General features: G+C 62.8%; 13 protein-coding genes. 9 read left to right on the top strand and 4 right to left on the bottom strand.

Annotated elements, in window-relative coordinates; all coding sequences use genetic code 11:
- Positions 1 to 63 precede the first annotated feature (63 nt).
- Entirely contained in the window at positions 64 to 1,359 is a 1,296-nt protein-coding gene (locus SR870_RS12460) for a glycosyltransferase family 4 protein (protein WP_322513884.1), read from the bottom strand.
- 208 nt (positions 1,360 to 1,567) lie between these two features.
- Here SR870_RS12460 and SR870_RS12455 point away from each other — a divergent pair, with 208 nt between their 5' ends.
- From SR870_RS12455 to SR870_RS12440, 4 genes are all read left to right on the top strand, one after another.
- A complete protein-coding gene (locus SR870_RS12455) occupies positions 1,568 to 3,058 on the top strand; it encodes a class I SAM-dependent methyltransferase (protein WP_322513883.1) in 1,491 nt (496 codons plus the stop codon).
- Between the two features lie 110 nt (positions 3,059 to 3,168).
- Positions 3,169 to 4,230: a glycosyltransferase family 4 protein gene (locus tag SR870_RS12450; protein WP_322513882.1), complete on the top strand. Its 1,062-nt coding sequence runs from the start codon at positions 3,169 to 3,171 to the stop codon at positions 4,228 to 4,230.
- Positions 4,227 to 4,952, top strand: coding sequence for a polysaccharide deacetylase family protein (locus SR870_RS12445; protein WP_322513881.1), 726 nt, complete (start codon positions 4,227 to 4,229; stop codon positions 4,950 to 4,952). The genes SR870_RS12450 and SR870_RS12445 overlap by 4 nt, the downstream gene beginning before the upstream one ends.
- A 107-nt stretch (positions 4,953 to 5,059) precedes the next feature.
- Positions 5,060 to 6,466, top strand: coding sequence for an O-antigen ligase family protein (locus SR870_RS12440; RefSeq protein WP_322513880.1), 1,407 nt, complete (start codon positions 5,060 to 5,062; stop codon positions 6,464 to 6,466).
- Here the strand turns inward: SR870_RS12440 and SR870_RS12435 are convergent.
- On the bottom strand, positions 6,430 to 7,140 hold the full coding sequence (locus tag SR870_RS12435) for a hypothetical protein (protein ID WP_322513879.1): 711 nt from the start codon (positions 7,138 to 7,140) through the stop codon (positions 6,430 to 6,432). The two genes, SR870_RS12440 and SR870_RS12435, sit on opposite strands and share 37 nt — an antisense overlap.
- A gap of 177 nt (positions 7,141 to 7,317) precedes the next feature.
- Between SR870_RS12435 and SR870_RS12430 the strand changes: the two genes are divergently transcribed.
- The 4 genes from SR870_RS12430 to SR870_RS12415 all read left to right on the top strand — a co-directional run bounded on the left by SR870_RS12430 (position 7,318) and on the right by SR870_RS12415 (position 15,374).
- Positions 7,318 to 8,346 (top strand): glycosyltransferase family 2 protein, encoded by a 1,029-nt coding sequence (locus SR870_RS12430; RefSeq protein WP_322513878.1) that lies wholly within the window; start codon positions 7,318 to 7,320, stop codon positions 8,344 to 8,346.
- A gap of 675 nt (positions 8,347 to 9,021) precedes the next feature.
- Positions 9,022 to 12,021, top strand: a complete 3,000-nt coding sequence (locus tag SR870_RS12425; RefSeq protein ID WP_322513877.1) for an Ig-like domain-containing protein — start codon at positions 9,022 to 9,024, stop codon at positions 12,019 to 12,021.
- Positions 12,022 to 12,321: 300 nt separating this feature from the next.
- Positions 12,322 to 14,064, top strand: a complete 1,743-nt coding sequence (locus tag SR870_RS12420; protein ID WP_416221164.1) for a type I secretion system permease/ATPase — start codon at positions 12,322 to 12,324, stop codon at positions 14,062 to 14,064.
- Positions 14,061 to 15,374 carry an HlyD family type I secretion periplasmic adaptor subunit gene (locus SR870_RS12415; RefSeq protein WP_322513875.1) on the top strand — a complete coding sequence of 438 codons (1,314 nt, stop codon included), beginning with the start codon at positions 14,061 to 14,063 and terminating at the stop codon, positions 15,372 to 15,374. Before SR870_RS12420 ends, SR870_RS12415 begins: the two co-directional genes overlap by 4 nt.
- 60 nt (positions 15,375 to 15,434) lie before the next feature.
- Here SR870_RS12415 and SR870_RS12410 read toward each other — a convergent pair whose 3' ends face one another.
- Complete coding sequence (locus tag SR870_RS12410) at positions 15,435 to 16,244, bottom strand: metallophosphoesterase family protein (protein WP_322513874.1); 810 nt, start codon at positions 16,242 to 16,244, stop codon at positions 15,435 to 15,437.
- A gap of 195 nt (positions 16,245 to 16,439) precedes the next feature.
- Between SR870_RS12410 and SR870_RS12405 the strand changes: the two genes are divergently transcribed.
- Complete coding sequence (locus SR870_RS12405; RefSeq protein WP_322513873.1) at positions 16,440 to 17,060, top strand: hypothetical protein; 621 nt, start codon at positions 16,440 to 16,442, stop codon at positions 17,058 to 17,060.
- 50 nt (positions 17,061 to 17,110) lie between these two features.
- Here SR870_RS12405 and SR870_RS12400 read toward each other — a convergent pair whose 3' ends face one another.
- Positions 17,111 to 22,642 (bottom strand): DUF4082 domain-containing protein, encoded by a 5,532-nt coding sequence (locus tag SR870_RS12400; protein ID WP_322513872.1) that lies wholly within the window; start codon positions 22,640 to 22,642, stop codon positions 17,111 to 17,113.
- Positions 22,643 to 23,102 lie beyond the last annotated feature (460 nt).

Here is a 23,102-nt window from a genome sequence, read left to right as displayed (position 1 = left end):
GGACGCGTCGCCGCTCCGCGAGCCGGTCTCCGCTTCGCTCGCAAACGCTCCTTATGCTGACGGCTACGCGACCTGTCGCTCGGGCCTGCCGACCGGCGTCGCGCCGTTGCTGCCGGTGTCGAAAACCGCGGCGATGACTTGCCGCTGGTTCTGATCGTCGGTCGCACCAGCTCCGGTCCATTTGAGATACCTTCGCCGGATCCGGTTGCCGGCCACGCCGGCCGCGACATGCAGCGCTTCGGGGACCAGTTGCCTGACGGAGACCGGCGTCTGAATGGCCGAGACGTAGATGCCTTCGACGATTTCGGCGGCACGGCCAAGGCTGAAGCGCGACTGCACCAACCGACGGCCAAACGATCCGAGCTGGCTGCGTATCTCGGGTGAGCCGACGAGCCGCTCCAGCGCCCGGTGGAGCGCCGGCGCTCCCGTCCCGAGCGTACCGGCGCCGAGACCGTACCAGCCCTGCTGCAGAAACATCGGCGCGCTGTCGGGCGTCAGCAACTCACTGAATCCTTCCTCGCCGACCACCACGAGCGGCTTGGCGAACGCCATCCCCCGCAGCGCCGAGCCGCCTTGCCCGACAAGGATGTCGGCAGCCGCATAGGCGGGGCTCGCGTCGGCCATCTCACCCGCCAGAAGCACGGCTTCGTAGCCGGCGTCCGCATTGGCGCTGGCGGCGCGGCGGGCGACGTCGTCGCGCGCCCGGCCGTCGCCCACGATCACCAGCCGCACCGGTTTGCCGGCTCGGGCAAGCTCGCGAACCGCGTCGCAGGCGGTCAGCATGCCCTCGAGCTTGAGATCCGGCACCAGCCGGCAAATCATGGCAATGACGACTTCGTCCGGCCGGATGCCGAGGCACGCACGAAAATCTCGGCCGTCGATCGAGGGGTTGTCGGCCACGGTGTCGACCGGCGGCTCCAGCAGGTCGACGTTCCGATAGCCGGACGCGAGAGCCGACCGGCGAATGAGCTCGGTGCCCACGGTGAGATGTGTCGCGCGCGGCAGGAACGGAACCACCGACATCGACATGATGGTGCCGACGACGGGCGTGCAATGCCGCAGTGTGCCCCCGAAGAACGCTTCAACGATCGGCGGCCATTCGTGGCCGTGGATGACGTCGATTCCGCGGCGTTTGACCAGATCGCTGAGGATGCCGCTCACTCGCGGAGACGGCCGGCTGCGATGCAGCGGCAGTTCGACGTGTTCGAGGGCCAGATTGCGCACCCGTTCCATCAGCGGCCCCGGTTCGGATGCGACGATGACCTGGTGGCCGCGGTCGCGAACCGCGCCGGCTAGTTGAAGAGCATTGATCTGTGATCCCCCCACTTCCATGGAATGTGGATAGAGAAGCACCTTCATGGATCCCAACTCCTTCACGGCTCAGGCGCCGGCCAGACGACGTGACGCCCCTCCCGGAGTATATTGATCGGTAATATTAAATAATCAAATTATATCGATGGCGTATTGATGATTAATTGAATTTAAGCTATTAAATAGATGATTGTCGCTTAGAAAGACTGCGGATTGGATTCTCGCGCCGGTTGCGCAAGCCAGGACGATTGCGCCGATGAACTTTCCCGTTGAGCTTTCGACATTGCCCGCGTCCCGGGCGATCGGCCGCAACGGCCGGCTGAGCGTTCTTGTGGCGTTGGCAAGCTACGGCACATCGAACAACAGCCACCTGGACCGCCTCATTCGCGAATACGGGTCCATGCCGTTCGACGTCGATATCGTGATCCTGTCGAACATCGAAAAGAAGCCCGCGCCGGGGATCGAGTGCCGCGTCGGCCTGCCGAGCAAGGATCCGTGGTCGCTGCCGTTCGCGCACAAGGCGCTGTTTGCGGAGCGCGTCGATCGCTACGACCTCTTCATCTATTCCGAAGACGACATCCTCATCACCGAAGGACAGTTGCGCGCCTTTCTGGAGGTCACCGCGGCGCTGCGAGAGGATGAAGTCGCCGGCTTCATTCGCATGGAGCAGAGCCTGGACGGTCGTATCAGCTATCCCGACATGCACGATGAATTCCATTGGGATCCTGCGTCTCTCAGATCGAGGGCGGAATTCGTCCTCGCCAGATTCACCAACGAACACGCGGCCTGCTATGTCCTGACGCAAAGCCAGTTGCGCAAGGCGATCGCGTCCGGCGGCTTCCTGGTCGAGCCGTACGAGTGGAAGCACGATCTGCTCTGCACCGCCGCGACCGATCCGTATATCCAGTGCGGCTTCACGAAACTGGTCCCGGTGTCGCGTCTGGACGATTTCACCGTCCACCATCTGTCCAACAAATACGCCGGCAAAGTCGGGGTGACCGAGGCGGAGATGCGCGCCCAGGTCGACACGCTGCTGCAGCTCGCGGCCGGGCCCGGCGCACCGGCCGCGCTGCTCGAGGGCGAGACCAAGCTGTGGCGCCGGATGTACTCGAAGGACTACTATGAGCGTCCGAGTCTTGATCTGATCGCCGCAATACCGCCGGGCGTGCGAACCGTGCTTTCGGTGGGATGCGGCTCGGGGGCAACCGAGTGCGCGCTTGCGGAGCGGGGCCTGCAGGTCGTTGCCGTGCCGCTCGACCCGGTCGTTTGCGGCCGCGCGGCGGACAAAGGCGTCGAGATGGTGTTCGGCGATTTCCGCCTCGCCACCGAGAAACTGCGCGATCAGACGTTCGACTGTATCCTGTTCGCGAACGTGCTCCACCTGGTTCGCGATCCGGTCGAAGTGCTCTCGATGTTTGGCGGCGCCATGGCGGAAAATGCGGTGGCGATCATCCAGACCCCGAACATGCGCTGCGTTCCTGAAATGCTGCGACGGCTCCGCCATCCCCATCGCTATCGTGGCCTGGAGAGCTATCACCGCTCGGGCGTTCATATCAGCAGCATCGGAAAAGTCAGGGACTGGTGCGGCCGATCCGGTTTGACGGTGGATCGAACCGTCGGGATGCCTCATCCGCGCGCCGCCTTCGTTCGCGGCCGTTCCAAATTCCTCGATCTGGCAATGTCCCCGAACTTCATCGCCGTGGCGAGGAAGGATGCTTCCGCGAAGGGAGCGCGCGCCACGCCATGAGACGGGGAACGGAGCACGCCGTGCAAAGTCGCTGTCGGTCAACACGGATCGCGTTTGCCACGATCGGCGACGCCAAGCAGGTGAGGTTCTGGTCCGGCACGCCGTTCCATATGTCGAAGTCGCTCGCACGCGAGGGAAACGACGTCGTCCATATCGGTCCTCTGAACGCATCAAGCTTGCCGTTCTACAGAGCCTATTCGAAGGTCTGCCGGACCTTTCGCAGGCCGGGGATCTCTCCGTTTCATGCCGGACCGGTCGTCGCGCAATATGCCGCCGACGCCTCCCGCAAGATTCGCGCGCTCTCTCCCGATGTTGTCTTCGCCCCCGCCGGATCCACCTTTGCCTGGGCCGTGCCTGACGGGGTCCCTCTCGTCTACGCGTCGGACGCGACCTTCCGGCTGGTCGACGACTACCACCCCAATTACCGCAACATGAACGGCGCCGCCCGGGAGATGGCTGACCGCCTCGAGCGGGACACCATCGCGCGCGCAGACCTGCTGCTTTATCCGTCGGAATGGGCGGCTGAATCAGCAGTCAGGCATTATGGTGCGGATCCCCGGAAGGTGCAGGTCATTCCGTGGGGGGCCAATTTCGAAGAGCCGCCGGATCGCGCCTCTGTTCTCGGGCCCCGCAAGCCGGGCCCGTGCCGGCTGCTGTTCATCGGCGCCAATTGGGAGGAGAAGGGCGCGGACATTGCGGTCGGCGCGCTCGACGAATTGAGAGCAAGAGGCGTAGACGCCGAACTGGTGATCTGCGGATGCACACCGCCGACGCCCGTCGTCCGCGACGGCCTGACGATCATTCCATTCCTCGACAAGAACGATCGCGACCAGCGCAACCGGCTGGGCCAGCTCTATCGTGACGCGGATTTCTTCCTGTTGCCGACACGGGCGGATTGCTACGGCATCGTGTTCTGCGAGGCGGCGGCCCATGGCGTGCCGAGTATCGCGCCGGCCACGGGTGGCATCGCGGGTGCGATCCGGGACGGCGAAACGGGCTTCCTGTTGCCGCCGGACGCCACCCAAGCGGACTACGCCGCGGTGATCGCCGCGGCCTTTGCGAATCCGGACCGGTTGACGCGCCAACGGCAGGCTTGTCGCGACGCTTACGAATCCCGGCTGAACTGGGAGGCGTGGGGCCGGCGCGTATCCGACCTGATTCAGACGCTATGATTGTCCTGAACTACCATGAGCTGGTGCCGTCCTCGCCCTCGAATGCGTGGTGTCTCACGCATCAGGCCTTCGAGGCCCATCTGGCGCTTTACGGCGAGAGGCTGGTCTCGCCCCGGGATTTCCTGGAGCGCTGCGATGATCCGGCGGCATCCGGCTCCGACGCCGTCGTGCTCACGTTCGACGACGGCTTCCTGTCGGACTACACGCACGTCTATTCCCGGTGCATGGCGGCAGGCGGGATCCCTGGCTTCATGTCCTTCATCCCGGTGGAGTTCGTCGGTGCGCCGGGCCGGATGAGCTGGGAGATGATCAGGGAGCTGAACGGGGCAGGGGTCGCGATCGGCTCGCACGGCATGGCCCATGTCGATCTGACCGCGGCCTCGGACAGCGAACTCGATCGCGAGCTCGTTGTCTCGAAATCGATGCTGCAGGATCGCCTCGGAGTGCCGGTCAGCCTCTTCGCCTTTCCTTACGGGCGCTTCTCCCGACGCGTGTGGGATGCCGCTCTGCGGGCGGGATACACGCACCTCTTCACTATCCAGCTCGGGCATCATCGCGGCTTCGAATCCTTCCTCTATTCCCGCCTCTGCCTGACCAGCGCAATGGACGAAGGCTACATGCGACGACACCTGCATGATCCGGACGCGGCACGCGGTGCTGCCTGGAAGATGACTTCAAAGCTAGGGCTGTATCGCCACGCGATGCGTGTGCGGTATCGCTGACGTAGCCGACCACTTCGCAATGACGGCGCCAGCGCGACCGTCGAACCGGCCGATATCGGACGCGCTGTTTGCGCCGAAGCGGCAGAGACCAAGATCGAGGATGCGGCGTGAAACGCACGGCAACACTGGCGCCTCACAGGATCGAAAGAGCGCTGCCGTCCGCCACTGCACAGGTCGGCACGGCGGCGCAAATGAGGCGGGGCCGAAAGCCGTCCGCGCTCGTTCCGCTCTTCATCTTCTCGCTGGCCCTGCCGTTCTTCTTCTTCATCGGCCCGACCCGCATGTCGCCCTACCGGCTCGTGCTCGTCGTGATGTTCCTTCCATGTCTGATGGCGTGGCTGTCCGGATCGCTGGGGCGACCGCGGCTGCCCGACATCCTGATGCTGCTGACGGCGACTTGGGGGGGGCTCGTCTTGGTGAGCATCCACGGTACCGACAAGGGGCTGCAATCCGCCGGCATCTTCATCATCGAGACGTTCGGGGCGTACCTGCTCGCGAGGCGGTACATTCGGGACGTGGCCGCGTTTCAGCAGATGGCGCGATATCTGGCGCTCATGGTCATCGTGCTGCTGCCATTCGCCGTCTATGAGAACGTTACCGGCTCGGCAATCCTGATCGAACTGTTCGGCAAAATGTTCTCCGTCTACGACGTGGTCGGCGACGAATCCCGGCTCGGTCTCAGACGGGCGCAGGGCCCGTTCGAGCATTTCATCCTGTTCGGCGTCGTATGCTCGAGTGCCTTCGGCCTGAGTTACTACGCATACGGCGCGGCGTCGCGTTTCCGGGGGAAGCTGGCGTCCGGTCTCGTGGCGATGGCGGTGTTCTCCTCGCTCTCCTCCGGCGCCCTGCTGTCGGTCGCCGTCCAGGTGATCTTGGTTGTCTGGGACAAGATCACCGCAAGCATGGCGCGGCGCTGGGCGATCTTCGCCGCGATTCTGATCACCGCGTTCGTGATCGTGGATTTCGCGTCGAACCGCACGCCCTTCGAGGTCTTCATCTCGTACCTGACGTTCAATGCGGACACGTCGTATATGCGCGTCCTGATCTGGCACTACGGAACGGAATCGGTGATGCTTCATCCGATTTTGGGACATGGCCTGAACGATTGGGAGCGCCCGACCTGGATGGGCGGCAGCATCGACAATTTCTGGTTGGTCAACGCCGTTCGCTATGGGATTCCGGGTTGCTTGTTCATGATCGGCAGTTTCATCGCGCTGTGCCTGGGGCTCGGTCGATTGAAGCGTCTTTCGGTCCAGGCAGCTCAATGCCGCAAGGGGCTCATCATCACGCTTTGCGGACTGGCGCTCTCGCTTTGCACGGTCCACGTCTGGGATGCTCCTTACGTCCTGATCATGTTCCTGCTCGGGGCGGGGGGGTGGATGTACGAGTCCAACAACGAGGCGCCGGTCGCCGCATCAGCGGCGCAAAATGCCCATCGGCATCGCGGGACGCATGCCGCTGCCATGGCGAAGCCCTTTCATGGCCGCGGGATGAGATCGCCGAGGACCAGTTGATCGCCCTTCCAACTCGCCCAGCGCACGTTCTCCCATCGGGTGATGCTGATACGCTGGCCCTTGACGGCGTCGAACGCGTAGGGCCCGTACTGGAAAGAGCCGCGGACGAAATAGACGTTCTTCAGGCTGACCGACGAGCCGCCGTCCGCGGGGATACGCAGTCCGTAACCGCCGCCCTCGAACAGGACGTTTTCCAGGACATGCGAGCCTCGCCAATTGTCCGCCGAGAAATAGCCTGCTGTGGTGGACCCGGCCATCTTGAACGTCGAGTTCTTGACCGTGACGGTGCCCTGGCTTCCCGGCGAGTAGCACTGCACGCCGTCGGCGTGATCGCCGCCGATCCCGGTGGCGGCGATGTACACCCAGGTCAGGTTGATATTTCCGCTCACGCAGCGGATCCCTTCCCTCGACTGGATGCGAACCCGCAGCAGATCGCAGGAGCCGCCGCAGGTGATCGTCGGTTCGCCGGAATTCTCGACGATCGACGCGTCGGTTCGCGACGCACCCGGCGGCAGCTTGATCCGGCCCGAATGACCGACGGCCTTGGCGTAGATGGGATCGTTGAAACTCAATGGTACGGCGGCCGCGGAATTGGATGCCGGGACGATCGTCGGGACGGGTTCTGCGACAGCGGTGCCTGCCGACGCCAGCGTCAGTATCAACAAGTAGCGCATGAAAACTCCGAAATCAGTGTGTGAATTTCGAAACGAAAATAAATGCGTCGCTGAAATGAATATAGACATCTGTCAGGCGGATGGAAATTATACGAGGCGCGGCGATCTGAATGATCGCGTGGACCTCGCCTCGATGAAGGCCGCCGACCGGCGGCAAACACAAAGGGTGTTCGGGATATGTCGAGCGTCAGCGCCAGACTTGCCGTCATCATCGTATCGTACGGTAATCCGGATGATGTCGAGCGCTGCCTGACGTCACTGGCTGGTTCGGACTGGGACGAGTTCGAGGTCTTCATTTGCGAGAATGCCGGCGTCGCAGCCTACGACAGGCTGGTGGCCAGGCTTGCGGGGCCGGATCGTCTATTGCAGCCGATGCCCGGCGGCGCAGACACGCTCGACCGCGCACAGAGGCGGTTGGTCTCGGTCGCAAAATGCCGATTTCAGGGTCGAGCGAATCTCGTCCGGATCGGGCTGGCGACCGAGAATCTGGGTTACGGAGGTGGCGTCAACGCGTGGCTGGAACCGTTGCTCGCGGTCCCCGGCTGGGAGGCGGTACTCATTCTCAACCCCGATACCGAGGTGAACCGGCACAGCCTGTCCGAATTGGTTGCAAAGGCCGCCGAAGGATTCGGCATGGTTGGCGCAAGCCTGGTGTTCGACGACACGCCGGACAGGATCATCAATTACGGCCTGCACTGGTCCCGCATGACGGGTCGGGTCGTCGCCATCGGACGGAATGAACCGCTCGGTACCGTACCGTCGGCTGAGGTCATTGCCAGAATCGATGCGGTTAGTGGGGCGTGCGTTCTGGCGACGCGCGCCTTCGTCGAGGCGGTCGGACTCATGGCCGAAGACTATTTCCTCTACATGGAAGATTTGGATTGGGGACGCCGCCGGGGGACGCAGCGCATCGGCTTCGCAAGCAAGGCGATCGTGCGCCACATTGGCGGAACGACGATCGGTTCTGCGGTCGCCGTCGAAAAGCGCTCTTATCTCTCGATCTATCTGTCTGCGCGCAACAGCATCCTCTATGCCCGCCGGTTCGCGGGGTGGCGCTGGATCTGCCATTTCGGCGTAGGTCTCCTGTATGCAGCGCGATATCTGGCGAAGGGATCGTCCTCCGCCGGCCGGGTCGCGCTGGCCGGTCTGCTCGATGGCGCGAAAGGCAAGACGGGGCGCCCGGATGTTGTGCCGGGAGCACGATAGCTGACAACGGCAGCGGCCGGCTTCCCCGCGAGCTGATGGGCGAGCGGCACAAAGTATCGGCACGATCGGACGCAACTTTCTGTCGGGCAGATGGGGCAAGGCTGCGACCGGTTGGCGCGGGCCTGATCCTCGGACCCCGATCGCGATGCCAACCTGAGCCTCCATGACGGCACGTCGGTCTCCGATATCCGCTTCGATCGGCCAGCCGACTTTCGTCTGAGACGACTCACGCTCCGCGATTGACGACGGACTTCCCGCGTCCCGGCCGAGGCGGATCGAGGGGGTGACCTCGAATAAGTAATCGCGCAACGATTTAAATCGGTAATTCAAATATTCCTCGTTCGTATTAAATATTCTGAATCCAAGTTTGTTCGGGCGCGCGAGATCTTCGACGCGGTCGCTTGTTTTCGTGATCAAATTAACTGAGATGAAATTGCGCGATCTTATATTTTGAGGCATCTTCCACTTCTGGCTATCGCTTCCTGATTGCGCTGAGACTTAACCGGGCTGGCTTGCAAATCACCTTCGGTGGGCCGTGATGTTGTCCCAAAAAAGCCTCTGCCTACCATCAAGACGCTCTCCATGATGCGCCATCGTGGGGGGCGGCGGAGTATCGCCGCTGGAGTGGGACTTGAGCGTGGCGCGGGGACAACTAGAGACCACCAGGAGAAGTAGATGTCAGGAATTCCTCTGAGCTGGAATGACCCAATCTTCAGTGGCGTCGCTAATTCGGGCTCGGTCGTCATCAAGAATGGCGGCACGCTTTCGAACAAGAGTATCACGGACACCGGGAATACCGCATCGGTCGTTGGCACGGGGTCTTTCACGCTCGACAACGTTCGCATCAGTTCGGCCGAAGGCGTGCGCGTTGGCGGCAGCGGCAATATCGTCATCAACAATTCGTACATCGAATCGACGGGCAAGGCGGGCGATCACGCGGACAGCATCCAGGCCTACGCACCCGGCTCCAATGGAAATCTGACGATCACCAACACCGCGATCGTGGCGCACGAGAACAATGCCACGGCGGGGATGTTCATCGCCGATAATTACGGCGGCTCGGTCACCCTGAACAATGTGATGTTCGACGGCGGTCCGTTTGGTTTGCGCATTGCGGCCGACAATCAGGATATCACCCTCGCGCTCAAGGACGTCTATTTCGTCGGGCCTTTTGAATACAACGCGTTGCTGTTGCAGGAGGTCAATGCGAATATTCACATCGTTCAGTGGGAAAACGTACGCTACGCGACCATTGTAGATGGGCAACTGGTTCCGGGCGCGCCCATCGCGGCTCCATTTGCGGTGGAAGGTCCGAGCACCCCACCCGACGACATCGGGTTGGACACTCCTGAAATTGGTCTGTGGTCGCCGGACAGCGGCAAGGTTGGTGACGGGGTCACAAACGCCAACAAGGTGAGTCTGCAGGGCACCGCCTCCGCCAACACCACGATCAAGATCTTCGACAGTGGCAAGCAGATCGGCACCGTCGGTGCGGATGCCGGCGGAAACTGGAAATTCACCAGCGCAGCCCTGACCGACGGAGCGCACAAATTCACGGTGACATCTTCCACGTCGACCGAGACGAGCGCCGCGTCGGCAGCTCGGACCGTGGTCGTCGATACGGCTGCTCCGGTCGCGCCCACACTGGTCGTGTCGACGTCGGCTGCGGCGTTGGCCGCGTCCCAGGTGGCCGTGCTCACGGGCACGGCGGAAGCCAATAGCACCATCAAGGTGTTCGACGGCTCCGCGCAGATCGGCACAGCTTCGGTCAATGGCAGCGGAGTCTGGACCTTCACCACGGCAACTCTTGCCACGGGCAATCACAGCTTCGCCGCCAGGGCCATGGATGCGGCCGGCAATACCGGCGCCGCGTCAGCGGCTGTCGCGGTGACCGTGACGGCGCCCGCGCCGACGCCCCAGCCGAGTGCGCCGACGATCGCGTCCGTCTCCAACGACAGCGGCGTGAAAGGCGATGGCATCACCAACGACAACACGCTGACGCTGACCGGAAAGGCCGCGGCGGGCGGCACGGTGAAGATCTATGATGGATCATCCCAGATCGGCACGACCAAGGCTGGTTCAGATGGCTCCTGGAGTTACACGACATCGGCCCTGACCGATGCGAAACACACCCTGACGGCGACGGTGACGAGCAGCTCCGGACAGGTCAGCGCGGCGTCAGCGGCTGTCGCGATGACGGTCGATACCAAGGCGCCGGGCGCGCCGACGATCGGGACGGCGGGCGCCGCCCAGTCGACGTCCGCTTTGAAGGCAGTATCGGTTGCCAGCGGGACGATGGTGAACCTGTCCGGCAATGCCGAAGCCAGGAGCACGGTCGATATCTATGACGGCAATACAAAGATCGGGAGCGTCGCAGCCGGTTCGACCGGTGCCTGGAACTTCTCAACCGATCAACTGTCTTCCGGTCAGCATACGCTGACGGCCAGGGCGACCGACGTCGCGGGCAATGTCGGAACGACCTCCACCGCGCTGCAGGTCAACGTGACCGGATCCTCCTCGGCTCCGCCGCCGGCACCCAAAATCGTGTCGTTCTCCAATGACACCGGCAAGGCCGGCGATGGCATCACCAAAGACAAGACGTTGAAGCTGGATGGTACGGCGGCAGCCGACAGCAAGGTCACCGTTTTCGACGGTAACAAGGCGATCGGATCCACGGTTTCGGATAGCAGCGGAGCCTGGAGCTTCACCACCGCGGCTCTCAGCGACGGCGCACATAACCTGACGGCCAAGGTCACGGACAGCAAGGGTCAGACCGGCGCGGCGTCCTCGGTGACCGCCGTGACGGTCGATACGTCGGCCCCAAGCGCGCCGACATTGGGTGTCTTCTCTTCCGATGGCAAAGCGCTCAGCGGTTCGACGACGGTCGACGACTTCCTGCTGAAGGGAACGGCGGAGGCGAACAGCCTCGTCAAGATCTATGATGCAGGCAAGCAGATCGGTTCGGCGACCGCCAAGGGCGACGGCACCTGGAGCTATCAGACCGGTGATCTGTCGAATGGTAGTCACAAATTCGCGGCGATCGCTTCGGACAGTGCCGGCAATGCCAGCGCGGCATCGGGGACGAAGGCGATCTCCGTGATCGATCCTCCGATTGCGACGTCGGGAGTCGATCTGACCGACGCATTCCAGGGGTGGAACAACTCGCTCGTCATCAAAGGGACGGCCGACGCCTACAGCCAGATCAAGATATTCGACGGCTCCAAGACCATCGGAACGGTCAAGGCAAATGCCGACGGCGATTGGTGGTTCGGCACAGGGGCGGTCTCGTCCAGCACGGTTCACACTTTCACGGCGAAGGGACTCGATAGTTCCGGGCAGGTGGCCTCGAACTCCGGAAGCGTGATCGTCGGCACCTCCGGAGCCAATACTCTCAAGGGGACGTCGGCTGACGATATCCTCATTGGCAACGGTCAAGGGGATACTTTCGTGTTCGCACCGAATTTCGGCAACGACACGATCAAGGATTTCTGCGCGAGCGGGCCGTCGCATGACGTCGTGCAATTCAGCAAGAGCGTGTTCGATAGTTTCGCGGACATACTGTCTCATGCGACGCAAAGCGGCCAGGATGTCGTGATCGCCACCGGCAACGACTCGTTGACGCTGAAGAATACGAAGATTGGTGCGCTGGACAAATCGGACTTCCAGTTCGTCTGAGATGTCGGACCGGACTATCCGCGCGAAGGGTCTGATTGGCGTCTCGATTCAGGGGGGCTGAATCGAGACGTCTGAAGGGGGACACGGATGACCAACTTTGGATGGCGGAGAGAAATGCCTCCGCCGGGGCGTGTGCGGTTCAAGAGGACGCCGCGCCTTGCGGACATATCGCGCATGTTCGGGGCTGTGCCGCGGGTGGCGATGGACGGCGCTCCGAAGTCTGGCCCGCGGGGGCCGAAGCCTTCGGCCTCCGCGACGCAGAACAGGATTTCGCATCATCTCGATCAGATTCGGCAGAAACTGTTTTCTGGCCGGCTCCGGCCGGGCGAGGACTTTTCCTCACCGAGATCGGAGATCGCGGGCTTTCTCAGCTCCTGTCGTCAGATCTTCTGGGCGATGGCGATATTCAGCGGCGTCAGCAACATCCTGATGCTGACCGGCTCGTTCTTCATGTTGCAGATCTACGACCGTGTCCTGCCGAGCCGAAGCATACCGACGCTGATCGCGTTGCTCGCGCTGGCGATCGTACTCTACTTGTTCCAGAGCGCGCTCGATCTGATTCGTACGCGGATCAGCGCGCGCATGGGACGGCATCTGGACGAGACGTTGGGCGAGCGCGTCTTCGATGCCGTCATCCGCCTGCCCCTGAAGACGAGGGGAGATGGCGATGGGCTGCAGCCCGTCCGCGATCTCGACCAGGTGAGGGGCTTCCTGGCGAGCGGTGGCCCGTCTGCATTGTTCGACATGCCGTGGATGCCGGTCTATCTGGCCATCTGCTTCCTGTTCCATTTTTGGATCGGCGTGACGGCATTGGTCGGGGCGCTGATTCTGGTCGTGATCATGATCATGACCGAGTTGCGCTCGCAGGGCCCCGCAAAAGCGTCGGCGCGTTTCGCCATTCAGCGGAATTCGCTGGCGAGCGAGGGGCGGCGCAACGCCGAAGCGCTCCACGCGATGGGGATGCGTCGGCTGGCGGCTGCGCGCTGGCGCGAAGCCAATCAGAAATATCTCGCAGCCAGTGAAGCCGCGAGCGACGTCGGCAGTGGACTGGGTAACATGTCCAAGGCGTTCAGGGCGATCCTGCAGTCGGGCGTGCTGGCGGTCGGTGCGTATCTGGTCATCAATCAGGAATCGACTGCGGGGATCATCATTGCGGGCTCGATTCTGACCTCCCGGGCTCTGGCGCCGGTCGAGACCGCCATCGCCAACTGGAAGGGCTTCGTGAGTGCACGGCAATCCGGGCACCGCCTCGATCAGCTCCTGACGCTGCTGCCGAAAGAAGAGGACCCGCTAGCGCTGCCGCCGCCAGTCGAAGCGATCGCGATGGAGCGCGTCTACGTCAATGCGCCGGCGTCGGATAGAGCCGTCCTCAACGACGTCTCGTTCAATCTGAGAAAGGGCGACGGTCTGGGCATCATCGGCCCGAGTGGGTCCGGAAAGTCGTCGCTGGCCCGGGCGCTGGTCGGTGTCTGGCCTCAGATGCGCGGCAAGATCACCCTCGACAATGCCGCGCTCGGGCAGTGGTCGTCGGAAGCCCTGGGCCGGCACATCGGCTATCTGCCGCAGGATGTCGAACTGTTCGACGGCAGCATTGCGGTGAATATCGCGCGGTTCGATCCCAATGCCAGCCCGAAGGCGGTGCTTGCGGCGGCACGTGCGGCCGGCGCCCATGAACTGATCCTGTCGTTTCCGGACGGCTACGGCACCAAGATCGGCGAGGGCGGCATGTCGCTCTCGGCCGGTCAGCGCCAGCGCATCGGATTGGCGCGGGCGTTCTACGGCGATCCGTTCCTCGTCGTTCTCGATGAGCCGACCTCGAATCTCGACGCCGACGGCGAAGCCGCATTGACCGAAGCAATTCTCAACGTGCGTCGCCGCAATGGGATTGTCGTAGTGATTGCGCATCGGCCCAAAGCGCTCGACGGCGTCGATCATGTCCTGGTGATTGCGAACGGCAAGGTGCAGTCCTTCGGCAGGAAGGAAGATGTTCTGACGAAGGTGCTTCGCGCGGCGCCGTTGAAGGTCGTGGGAGAACGCGGATGAGCAGCTCGGGAGGTCCGGCGCTGCATTCCATCCAGCGCTACATGATCGGCGGCGCGGTGCTGGTCGTGCTGGTCACCTTCGGTATCGGCGGCTGGGCTTCTACCACCGAGCTGTCGGGAGCGGTGGTGGCGCAGGGCGTGATTGTGGTCGATTCGAGCGTCAAGAAGGTCCAGCATCCGACCGGCGGCGTCGTCAGCGAACTCCGCATCAAGGAAGGCGATCGGGTGAAGGCGGGTGACATCTTGGTGCGCCTCGACGAGACCCAGACACTGGCCAACGCGACGATCATCATCCAGAGCTTCGACGAGTTGCAGGCACGGCAGGCCCGTCTGGAAGCGGAGCGCGATGGCGCCGACCAGATCGTGTTTCCGGGCGTGCTGCTCGAGCGTGCAAAGGACACCAGGTCGGAGGCTGCCCGCGCGATAGCCGCTGAGCGGAGCCTGTTCGACGTCCGGCGGCTGTCGCGCAGCGGACAGAAGGCCCAGCTCAGGGAACGCAGCTCCCAGCTCCAGAACGAGATTGCGGGCTATTCGGGTCAGCTCGCAGCCAAGCAGAAAGAAGTCGGTTTCATCTACCAGGAACTCGAGGGCGTTCGAACGCTTTGGCAAAAGAACCTGGTGCCGATCGCACGCTTGACCGCATTGGAACGGGACACTGCGCGCATCGAGGGCGAGCGCAGTCAACTGTCCGGGATGATCGCTCAGGCGAAAGGCAAGATTTCGGAAATCGAGCTGCAGGCAATCCAGATCGATCAGGATCTGCGCACCGAGGTCGGCAAGGACCTGATCGAGACGCGCTCCAAAGTGTCGGAACTCTCCGAGCGGAGAACCGCTGCCGCGGATCTGCTCAACCGCATCGACATCCGCGCGCCGCAGAACGGACGGGTGCACCAGTTGACCGTCCATACGGTGGGGGGCGTGATTTCGCCCGGCGAGCAGATCATGCTCATCGTGCCCGACAACGATGCGCTCGCGATCGAGGTCAAGATCGCGCCCCGCGACATCGATCAGCTCTACATCGGGCAAAAGGCGATCCTGCACTTTGCAGCCCTCAACCAGAGAACCACGCCCGAGATCGAAGGAGACGTGGTGCTGGTGTCGGCGGATCTCACCCAGGATCAGCGCACCGGAACGAGCTACTACAACGCGCGCGTATCGCTGAAGCCCGACCAGGTGGCGCGGCTCGGAGACTCCAAGTTGGTGCCCGGCATGCCCGTCGACGTGTTCGTCCAGACGCCGGGCCGGACCGTTCTGGCATATCTCATCAAGCCGCTCAGGGAGCAGGCCGAGCGCGCGATGAAGGAGCGATAACAGGGACGTCGCGCAGCCCGCATGTCAGGCGCATGCCAGGGGAGCGTGCCTTCCCGCGCTTCATCGGCGGGTCCTCGGCTGGCTTCTGTCGCTCCCGGTCCAGTCACGCGTATCGATCAGCGGCACGATGTCCGGCCCCTCGATCATGATGCAACTGAGGCGCCCTGTCGCGAAGGCCCCGGTGTCGATGTTCGCTCGATTCGATCGCACATCCGGTGCGCGAACGGGCGTATGTCCGTGGACGACAAATTTCTCGAACGGCAGGCCGTGATCGAGGAAGTCTTCGCGAATCCACAGCAGATCGTCCTCGGATTGTTCCTGCAGCGCCACGCCCGGCCGAATTCCCGCATGGACGAACAGGAAGTCGCCACACGTGAACGACAGCGGCAGCGATTCGAGGAATGCGCGATGCGGGGTTGGCAGTGCATCCCGCAATTCCCGTGACAGCCGTTCGTGGTCGCCGTGGCTGCGGCTGAGGGACGGCCTCAATCCATAGGACACCAGCGTCTCGAGGCCGCCGAACGAGCGCCATTCGTCCAGCGATCGGGGGTCGGCGAGGAAGCGTGGGATGAAAGTCTCGTGATTTCCCTTCAGAAAGACGACTTCCCGCTTCCGCGCGAAAGCCAGCAACAGATCGATCGTGCCCCTGGAGTCCGGTCCGCGATCGATATAGTCGCCGAGGAAAACGACGATCGATCGCGCGCATTTGTATAGTCTCTCGTCGGCTTCGATCTGCGCCAGTTGCAGTGCGAGAAGATCCTTGCGGCCGTGGATATCTCCGATCGCGTAAATTCGAATGCCGTCCGGCAAGCTGGCTTTCCTAGACGATTTCGCTTCACGTTGCGGCTTCCACACGGCGGGGTCCTGCATTGACGATCCGGCGGCGACGGTGCCGGCGTGATCGCGTTCAGTGTATTATATCCGATTTGTATCGATTTAAAAATCGACCGAAACTCGATGCGCGACTGGAGTGCAGCGCCTTTAAATCGAGGGGTTAGATGTCGGTTAAGGATTAATTGCGATATTCCGTGCTGTCAGAACGGGGCACGCGATACGAGCATGACAATGTCGCCAGCATCCGACGCGCAGTATCAGGACTTCGGTGCGATCGAGGCCGCGGTGAGGGAAACGGCACGTGGCCGCGCGTTTCTCGCCAGTTTCGCGCGGCGCGTCCAGCAATCAGACACACTGACCTTGCTCACCATGCTCGGTCGGTTGGAGCAGGTGTCACAAGACCTCGCCTTGCGCCTAGCCGAACTGGAAGGAGCGAGCGATCCGCTTTCCGGCCACTCGATCGTTGCCACGCCGGGCCCCCGGAGAGGGGCTGCGCTGGTCCAGGTCGGTCTATCCGTCCCGACGCCCGCGACCGTCGACCAAGACGCAGACATCGATCGGGCGCGAGGTGTTCAAGCCAATTCCTCATTGGAGGCGCGCAACAACGCGACCATGGAGCGCATCGACGATCTGGCCGTGTCGCTCCAGAGCCTTCATCAACAGGCTGTGAGGCTGGCCTCCCAATACGACCATGTCGACGCGCCATGCGGTCCTGCATCCCTGGCGATCGACGCGCGGCCGGTCGCCGCGGACGACACCGCGGTGCTGCCGCCGCGCCCTTCCGGCGAGCAGGATGTCGCGGACGATGAGGTGCTCGAGCAGATCGCCGAGGCGCTGGGACCGGCACGGTAGAGCGCTTTCGCGAAGAATACCCATCAGGTCGAAGCTACGGAACCGGCGACTCATGCCGCCAGTTGCGGACGGAACAGCACATCGACGCCGTAGCCGGTGGAGTTGTACGTGTTGGATGGAAACAGTGATTCGCTTCCATAGGCATAGACGCCGTTGCCGCTGATCAACGCCGATGACGGCGCAGTGAGCGGTCCGTTGGTCACGGAATTGGCGAACAGGCCCGGGTCGGCGGAGTAGTATCCGGCGGTGTGGTAGGAGGCGATATAGGTCGTGCCGGCGGTGATCGAGACGGGCGACGCGAACTCGACCTGCTGCCAGCCGCTCGAACTTTCATTGCTGAAGGTCGCCGTCGCCATCAATGTGCCGCTCGCGGTCCAGAGGTTGGCCGTGTGCGTGCCGATATTCTGCGGTCCCTTGTAGAACCGTATGCCGGTGATATCACCGTTGGTGGACGACTGGAATTTCAGCCCGAGTTCGACAGGGTTTGGATCATTGACGGTGACCAGGCTCGGCGTGGAACTGGCGCTGAACAGGCTCACGGTCGCCATCGGGTCGGTGACGCTCAGCGTCACGCCGGCGTCGGCCGTGCCACCCTGACCGTCGGAGACGGTGTAGTGGAAAGCGGCCGATCCGACATGCCCGTCCGCCGGGGTGAAGGTGATCGTGTTGGTCTGGGCATCGAAGGCGACCGTGCCATTCACGGCATCGCTGACGCCCGTTATCGTCAGTGGGTCGCTGTTCGAATCGCTGTCATTGGCCAGCAGCGCCGATGCGTTGATGGTGTATGGCGTGTTCTTGGCGACGATGAAGCCGTCGTCGTTGACCGCGATCGGCGCCTGGTTGGTGCCGCCGCTCGCGGGGCTGAACACGACGTCGACCCAGTAATTCGTCGCGCCGAAAGAGGAGGTGGGGAACAGATTGCCGTTGCCGTAAGCATAGAGGCCGTTTCCGGAGCCGGGCGCGGTGAGAGGCCCGGCGGTGTGGTCGGTGTTGAAATATCCGCCGGTCGAGGTGTAGTGACCATTGCTGTGGTAGCTGGCGACATAGGACGTCCCGGCCGTGACGCTGACCGGGCTGTTGAAGGTCACCGTCTGCCAGCCGCTTTCCGATTCATTGGTGAAAGTCGCGGTCGCCAACAGCGTGCCGGTGCTGGTCCAGAGTGAGCCGGTGTGCGTTCCGGTATCACCGGCGCCCTTGTAGTACTTGATGCCGGTGATCGTGCCGGACTCGGCCGTCACGAAGCGCATGCCGAGATTGACCTGCACCGTATCCGGATCGGAGAGGTTCGCGGGCGTATCCGCGCTGGAGAACAGACTGACGCCGGATGCCGGCGGGATGACGTTCAGGCTCACGGTCGCCGCTGCCGCCCCCCCGCGCCCGTCGGAAACGCTGTAGCTGAAACTCGCCAGCCCGACATAGCCGGCGGTCGGAATGAAGGTGATGGCATTGGTCTGCGCATTGAAGGTCGCGATGCCGTTCGAGGCGCTTCCGGCCACGATGCCGGTGATGGTCAGCGGATCGCCATCGGCATCGACGTCGTTGGCCAGCAAACTGCCCGACTGAATGTTCAGCGCCGTATCCCGCACCGTGGCAAAGCCGGCGTCGTTGTTCGCGACGGGCACCGAGTTGGGGAGAGCCGTGACGTTGAGGCTGACCGTTCCGTTGGCGGTGCCGCCGTGGCCGTCGGAGACGGTGTAGACAAAGGACGCAAGCCCCGTATAGCCCGCGGTCGGCGTGAAACTGACGGTGTTGGTCTGAGCATCGAAGCTTGCGGCGCCGTGCAACCCGCCGCTCACGCCGGTGATGGTCAGCGTGTCGCCGTCGAGATCCGTATCGTTCGCGAGCAGCGCGGAGGCGCTGATCGTCAGAACGTCGTTCTGCACGATGCTGAAGCCGCTGTCGCTGGTCGCCACCGGCGGATTGTTGGCGGAGGCCGTGACGGTCAGATTGACCGTGCCGGTCGCCGTGCCGCCATGGCCATCCGAGATGGCATAGGTGAAAGAGGCCGCACCGGTATAGCCCGGCGTCGGCGTGAAGGTGACCGAGCCCGTATTGGAGATCCAGGCGGCAGTGCCGTTGACGCCGACGCCCGCGCCGGTGATCGTCAGGGTGTCGCCGTCGGCGTCGGTGTCGTTGGCGAGCAGGACCGAAGCCGGAATGCTCAGCACCGTGCTCTGGGGCGTGGTGAAGCCGCTGTCGGTGGTCGCGACCGGAGCATTGTTCACCGGCTCGACCGATTCCGAATTCAGGATGACATCCACCCAGTAATTGGTCGCGCCGAACGTGTTGATCGGGAACAGATTGTCGTTGCCGTAAGCATAGACGCCGTTGGTGCCTCCCGGCGCGGTCAGCACGCCGTTGACGTGGTCGGTCGTGAAATAGTTCGCGGTCGACACGTAATGCCCGTTGCTGTGGAAGCTGGCGACATAGGTCGTCTGGGCGGTGATCGCGACGGGACTGTCGAATGTCACCGTCTGCCAGCCGCTCGCGGTTTCATTCGTGAAGGTCGCGGTGGCCAGCAGCGTGCCGTTCAAGCTCCACAGCGAGCCCGTGTGGGTGCCGGTGTCATTGGCGCTCTTGTAGTATTTGATCCCGGTGACGAGGCCGGCGGCCGATGAGGAGAACCGAACGCCGAGATTGACTTGCGCGGTGTCTGGGTCGCTCAGCGTCTCAGGCGTGTCGGATGCGCTGAAGAGCGTCGCATTGTTGGACGGAGGAGCGACATTCATGTTGACGATGGCCGAGCCCGTGCCGCCGCGGCCGTCGGAGATGGCGTAGCCGAACTGGGCCGGGCCGGTGTATCCGGGATTCGGGGTGAAGGTGATGAGATTGGTCTGGCTGTCGAAGCTGACCGTTCCGCCCGAAGCCGAGCCGACGCCGCTGATGGTCAGGATGTCGCCATTCGGATCGGTATCGTTGGCGAGCAATTGCGCCGCCGAGAATGTGGCCGCAGTGTTGCGTATGACGGTGAAGCCGTTGTCGTTCGTGCCGATCGGTGACTCATTGACCGTGTTGGTGGGGCTGAAGATGACGTCGACCCAATAATTGGCTCCATCCGAGGGGGTCGCGGGGAACAGGGTGTCCGCACTGTAGGTGTAATAGCCGTTGCCGACCGCTGCCGTCAGCGGGCCGACCGTCCGCGACGATGTGAAGTAGTCGGGAGTGACGGCATAGTGGCCGTTGCTGTGGTAACTCGCGACATAGCTCGTTCCCGCCGCAATCGAGACCGGATTGGCGAACGTCACGGTCTGCCAGCCGCTCGCGGATTCCTGCGTGAATGTCGCGGTGGCGAGCAGCGTTCCGGTGCTGCTCCAGAGCGAGCCGGTATGGGTGCCGCCATCGCCGATGCTCTTGTAGTATTTGATGCCGACGATGGTGCCCGACTGGGATGACGTGAAGCTGATGCCGAGGTTGACGAAGCCGACATCGCTATCGGTCAGGATGGTCGGCACGTCGGACGAAGAGAAAAACGACGTCGTCGGCGCCGCGGCGACGTCGATCGTCGTGCCCGAGCCGACCTGCTCCATGTTGACGCTGTCATCGACGGCGCGCGAAAGAATCGTATAGGTGCCGCCCGCGAGCGGGGTCCAGTTGTAGCTCCAGGTGTCGAAGCCGGTGGCGCGATGCCAGGTGAGCCCCCCATTGGTGGACACTTCGACGACCGCGACGCTGCCACCACCGCTATCGACGGCGGTGCCGGTGATCACAATCGGCTCTGCGGCGGTGAACGATCCGCTCGCGAGCGGCGAGGTGATGGTCGAGGTCGGCGCGGTATGATCGGTGGTTTGCGAGGCGACGACCAGACTGGCCATCAGCGTCTGCGGTTGAACGCCCATGTCGGCAAAGAGATTGACCATTGCCTGCTGGACGTTCGGATCGGTCGGCGTCGCTTCATTATCGTGGTGCGAATCGAGTCCCCAGGTCCAGTAGACCGTGCCGGCGCCGAACACCAGCGCGCCGCTGGTCTGATCGCGGTACAGCGTCAGGCTATGCGTGGCCGTTCCGGGGCCGGTGGTGTTGCCGTTGTCGAGCAGGAGCGTATCGACATCGAGCGTCGTCGACGACAGCACGATCAGCCCGGCGGGACGGTGGCCGTTGTCGAGATCGGAATCCCATTCGTAGCCGAGCAGGTTCGGCACGAGCGAGTAGGTCTGTCCGGCCTGAATGTCCCCCACCGCCGTGTTGTTCCAGAACCGAAACTGCGACAGGTCGTAGGGAATCGTGATCGTGTCGAGGCGGTACGAATCAACGGTGAAGATCGTTCCCGTCAACGCGTTCTCGGGCTTGCCGGCGCCGTATTGAGGATCGCGCCAGGTGCCGGTGGTGTGACCCGGATCGACGTCCGCATTGGCCCAGGTCTCCTTGTAGGAAACCATCGTCTTGTAGGGCGTTCCCGTTCCGTCGATGCTGTTCTCCCAGCGGACCTCCCAATACATCTCATTGCCGCTCAGGAAGGCGAGATTGACCCCGGCGTCGCGCGCCGCCTCGACATTGGAGCGTTGATCCGCCGACCAGTATTCGTCGTGACCGATCGACAGGAAGATCTTGCTGTTGAGGAGTTGCGCGCCGTCGCGGGCGGTATCGATGCCGGAGATGTAGTTGACGTCGTACCCGTTCTGCTCGAGCCAGCGGATCGTCGGGTATTCCGCGGCGAAGATGAAATCCTGCGGCCCCGCCGAATATCCGCCGTCGCGCGTGATGATCGGCCGGTTGTAGCTGACCGCGCTCGCCCGGCCGGCATGGCCGGCGGCATCGATCCCGCCATAGAGGTTGTAGCCTCCCCACCAGTTGTAAGCCTGCCAGGTGGTGTCGGAGGTCTGAAACGTGATGTCGCTGGGCGCCTCGTCATCCCTGACGATGAACGGGATGATGTTCTGGCCGCCGGTATCGAGACGCGTGAGCTCCGCAAAATAGATCCCGGACACCGCGTCCTCGGGAACGTCCCAGGAGGCCGATACCGACCAGTTTCCTGCATCGACGAGCTTCGTGGTCGGGTCGAACAGCGGGACGGGTTGGCTCTGCGGCGTCGCCAGGTTCTGCGTAAAGCTGGTGACGAGGCGCGCGCCGTCGCCGTTGTAGTAGCCGAGCCGGTAGATATCGACCCGGTAGTTGGTGGCGTCAGTATTGATCTTGAAGTCGACGCGCTCGCCATTGTCGAGTGTAAACTGGGCGGCGAATCCTTCGATACTCGAATCGGCCTGGTCGATGAGCCAGACGCTCTCCGGCGTGCCCTGCTTCATGTTCTCGAGCACGATGGCATTCGGAGTCACGTTGTTCGTCGTCGCAGCCGACGTCGGCGCATCAATCGACGAGGTCTGGACCTGCGCAGCAGCGAGATCGATCGTCAGCGGGGCGATCTCGACCGGTCCGCCGTTCGCGGTGTTGTAGTATTCGAGGACCTTGGGCGCATAGCCAGACGGACTGCCGTCGGCTCTCACGGCTCCACCGACCCTGATCGAGCAGACCGTGCACGCCCGGCCGGTGCAGGAACCGCAGGCCGATTGCAGAGAATCTTCCTGCCACTGCGTCGACCACGCATCGATGCTCGGGGGTGGGGAGCTTTCGCCAACGGAGTCCGTCATCCTCATCTCCGACTATATAATTAATTATTGAATGTTACTAAAATTATTCGATATGTCACGCGACAAATTAAATAGATATTAAAATTAACTGGGGATACAGCGAAGGAGTAAAAGAGCCATTTTATCGAGCAATTACAGAGGCTTATGCGTGAGTATTCTGGAATTATAGGGGCGGCGCGGGCGCCGCCGCGAAATATTTCTGTTTGTTGACTTATTTAAAATGAAATGGATTGATGTCGGCGGCGCCGGCGTGTGGCCGGAGTTGGGGCGCAGCCTCTGGCCGGATCGGGCGCAGCAGAGCGCGCGCCGACCGTTACGCGGAGGCGCGGGGGAGCGAGCGGGAAGCCGGGGAGTGGGACGCGGGGAAGGTGGAGGCGAGCGGCTGTTGATCGGGTGAAGCTGTATGTATGCGAGAACCAGTATTGAGATGCGGCCAGATTCCCAACGAGGCGACAATCCA

Source organism: Rhodopseudomonas palustris, assembly GCF_034479375.1.
Taxonomy (GTDB): domain Bacteria; phylum Pseudomonadota; class Alphaproteobacteria; order Rhizobiales; family Xanthobacteraceae; genus Rhodopseudomonas; species Rhodopseudomonas palustris_M.
Note: the sequence above shows the minus strand (reverse complement) of the source record. Positions and strands in the feature narration are given on the sequence as shown.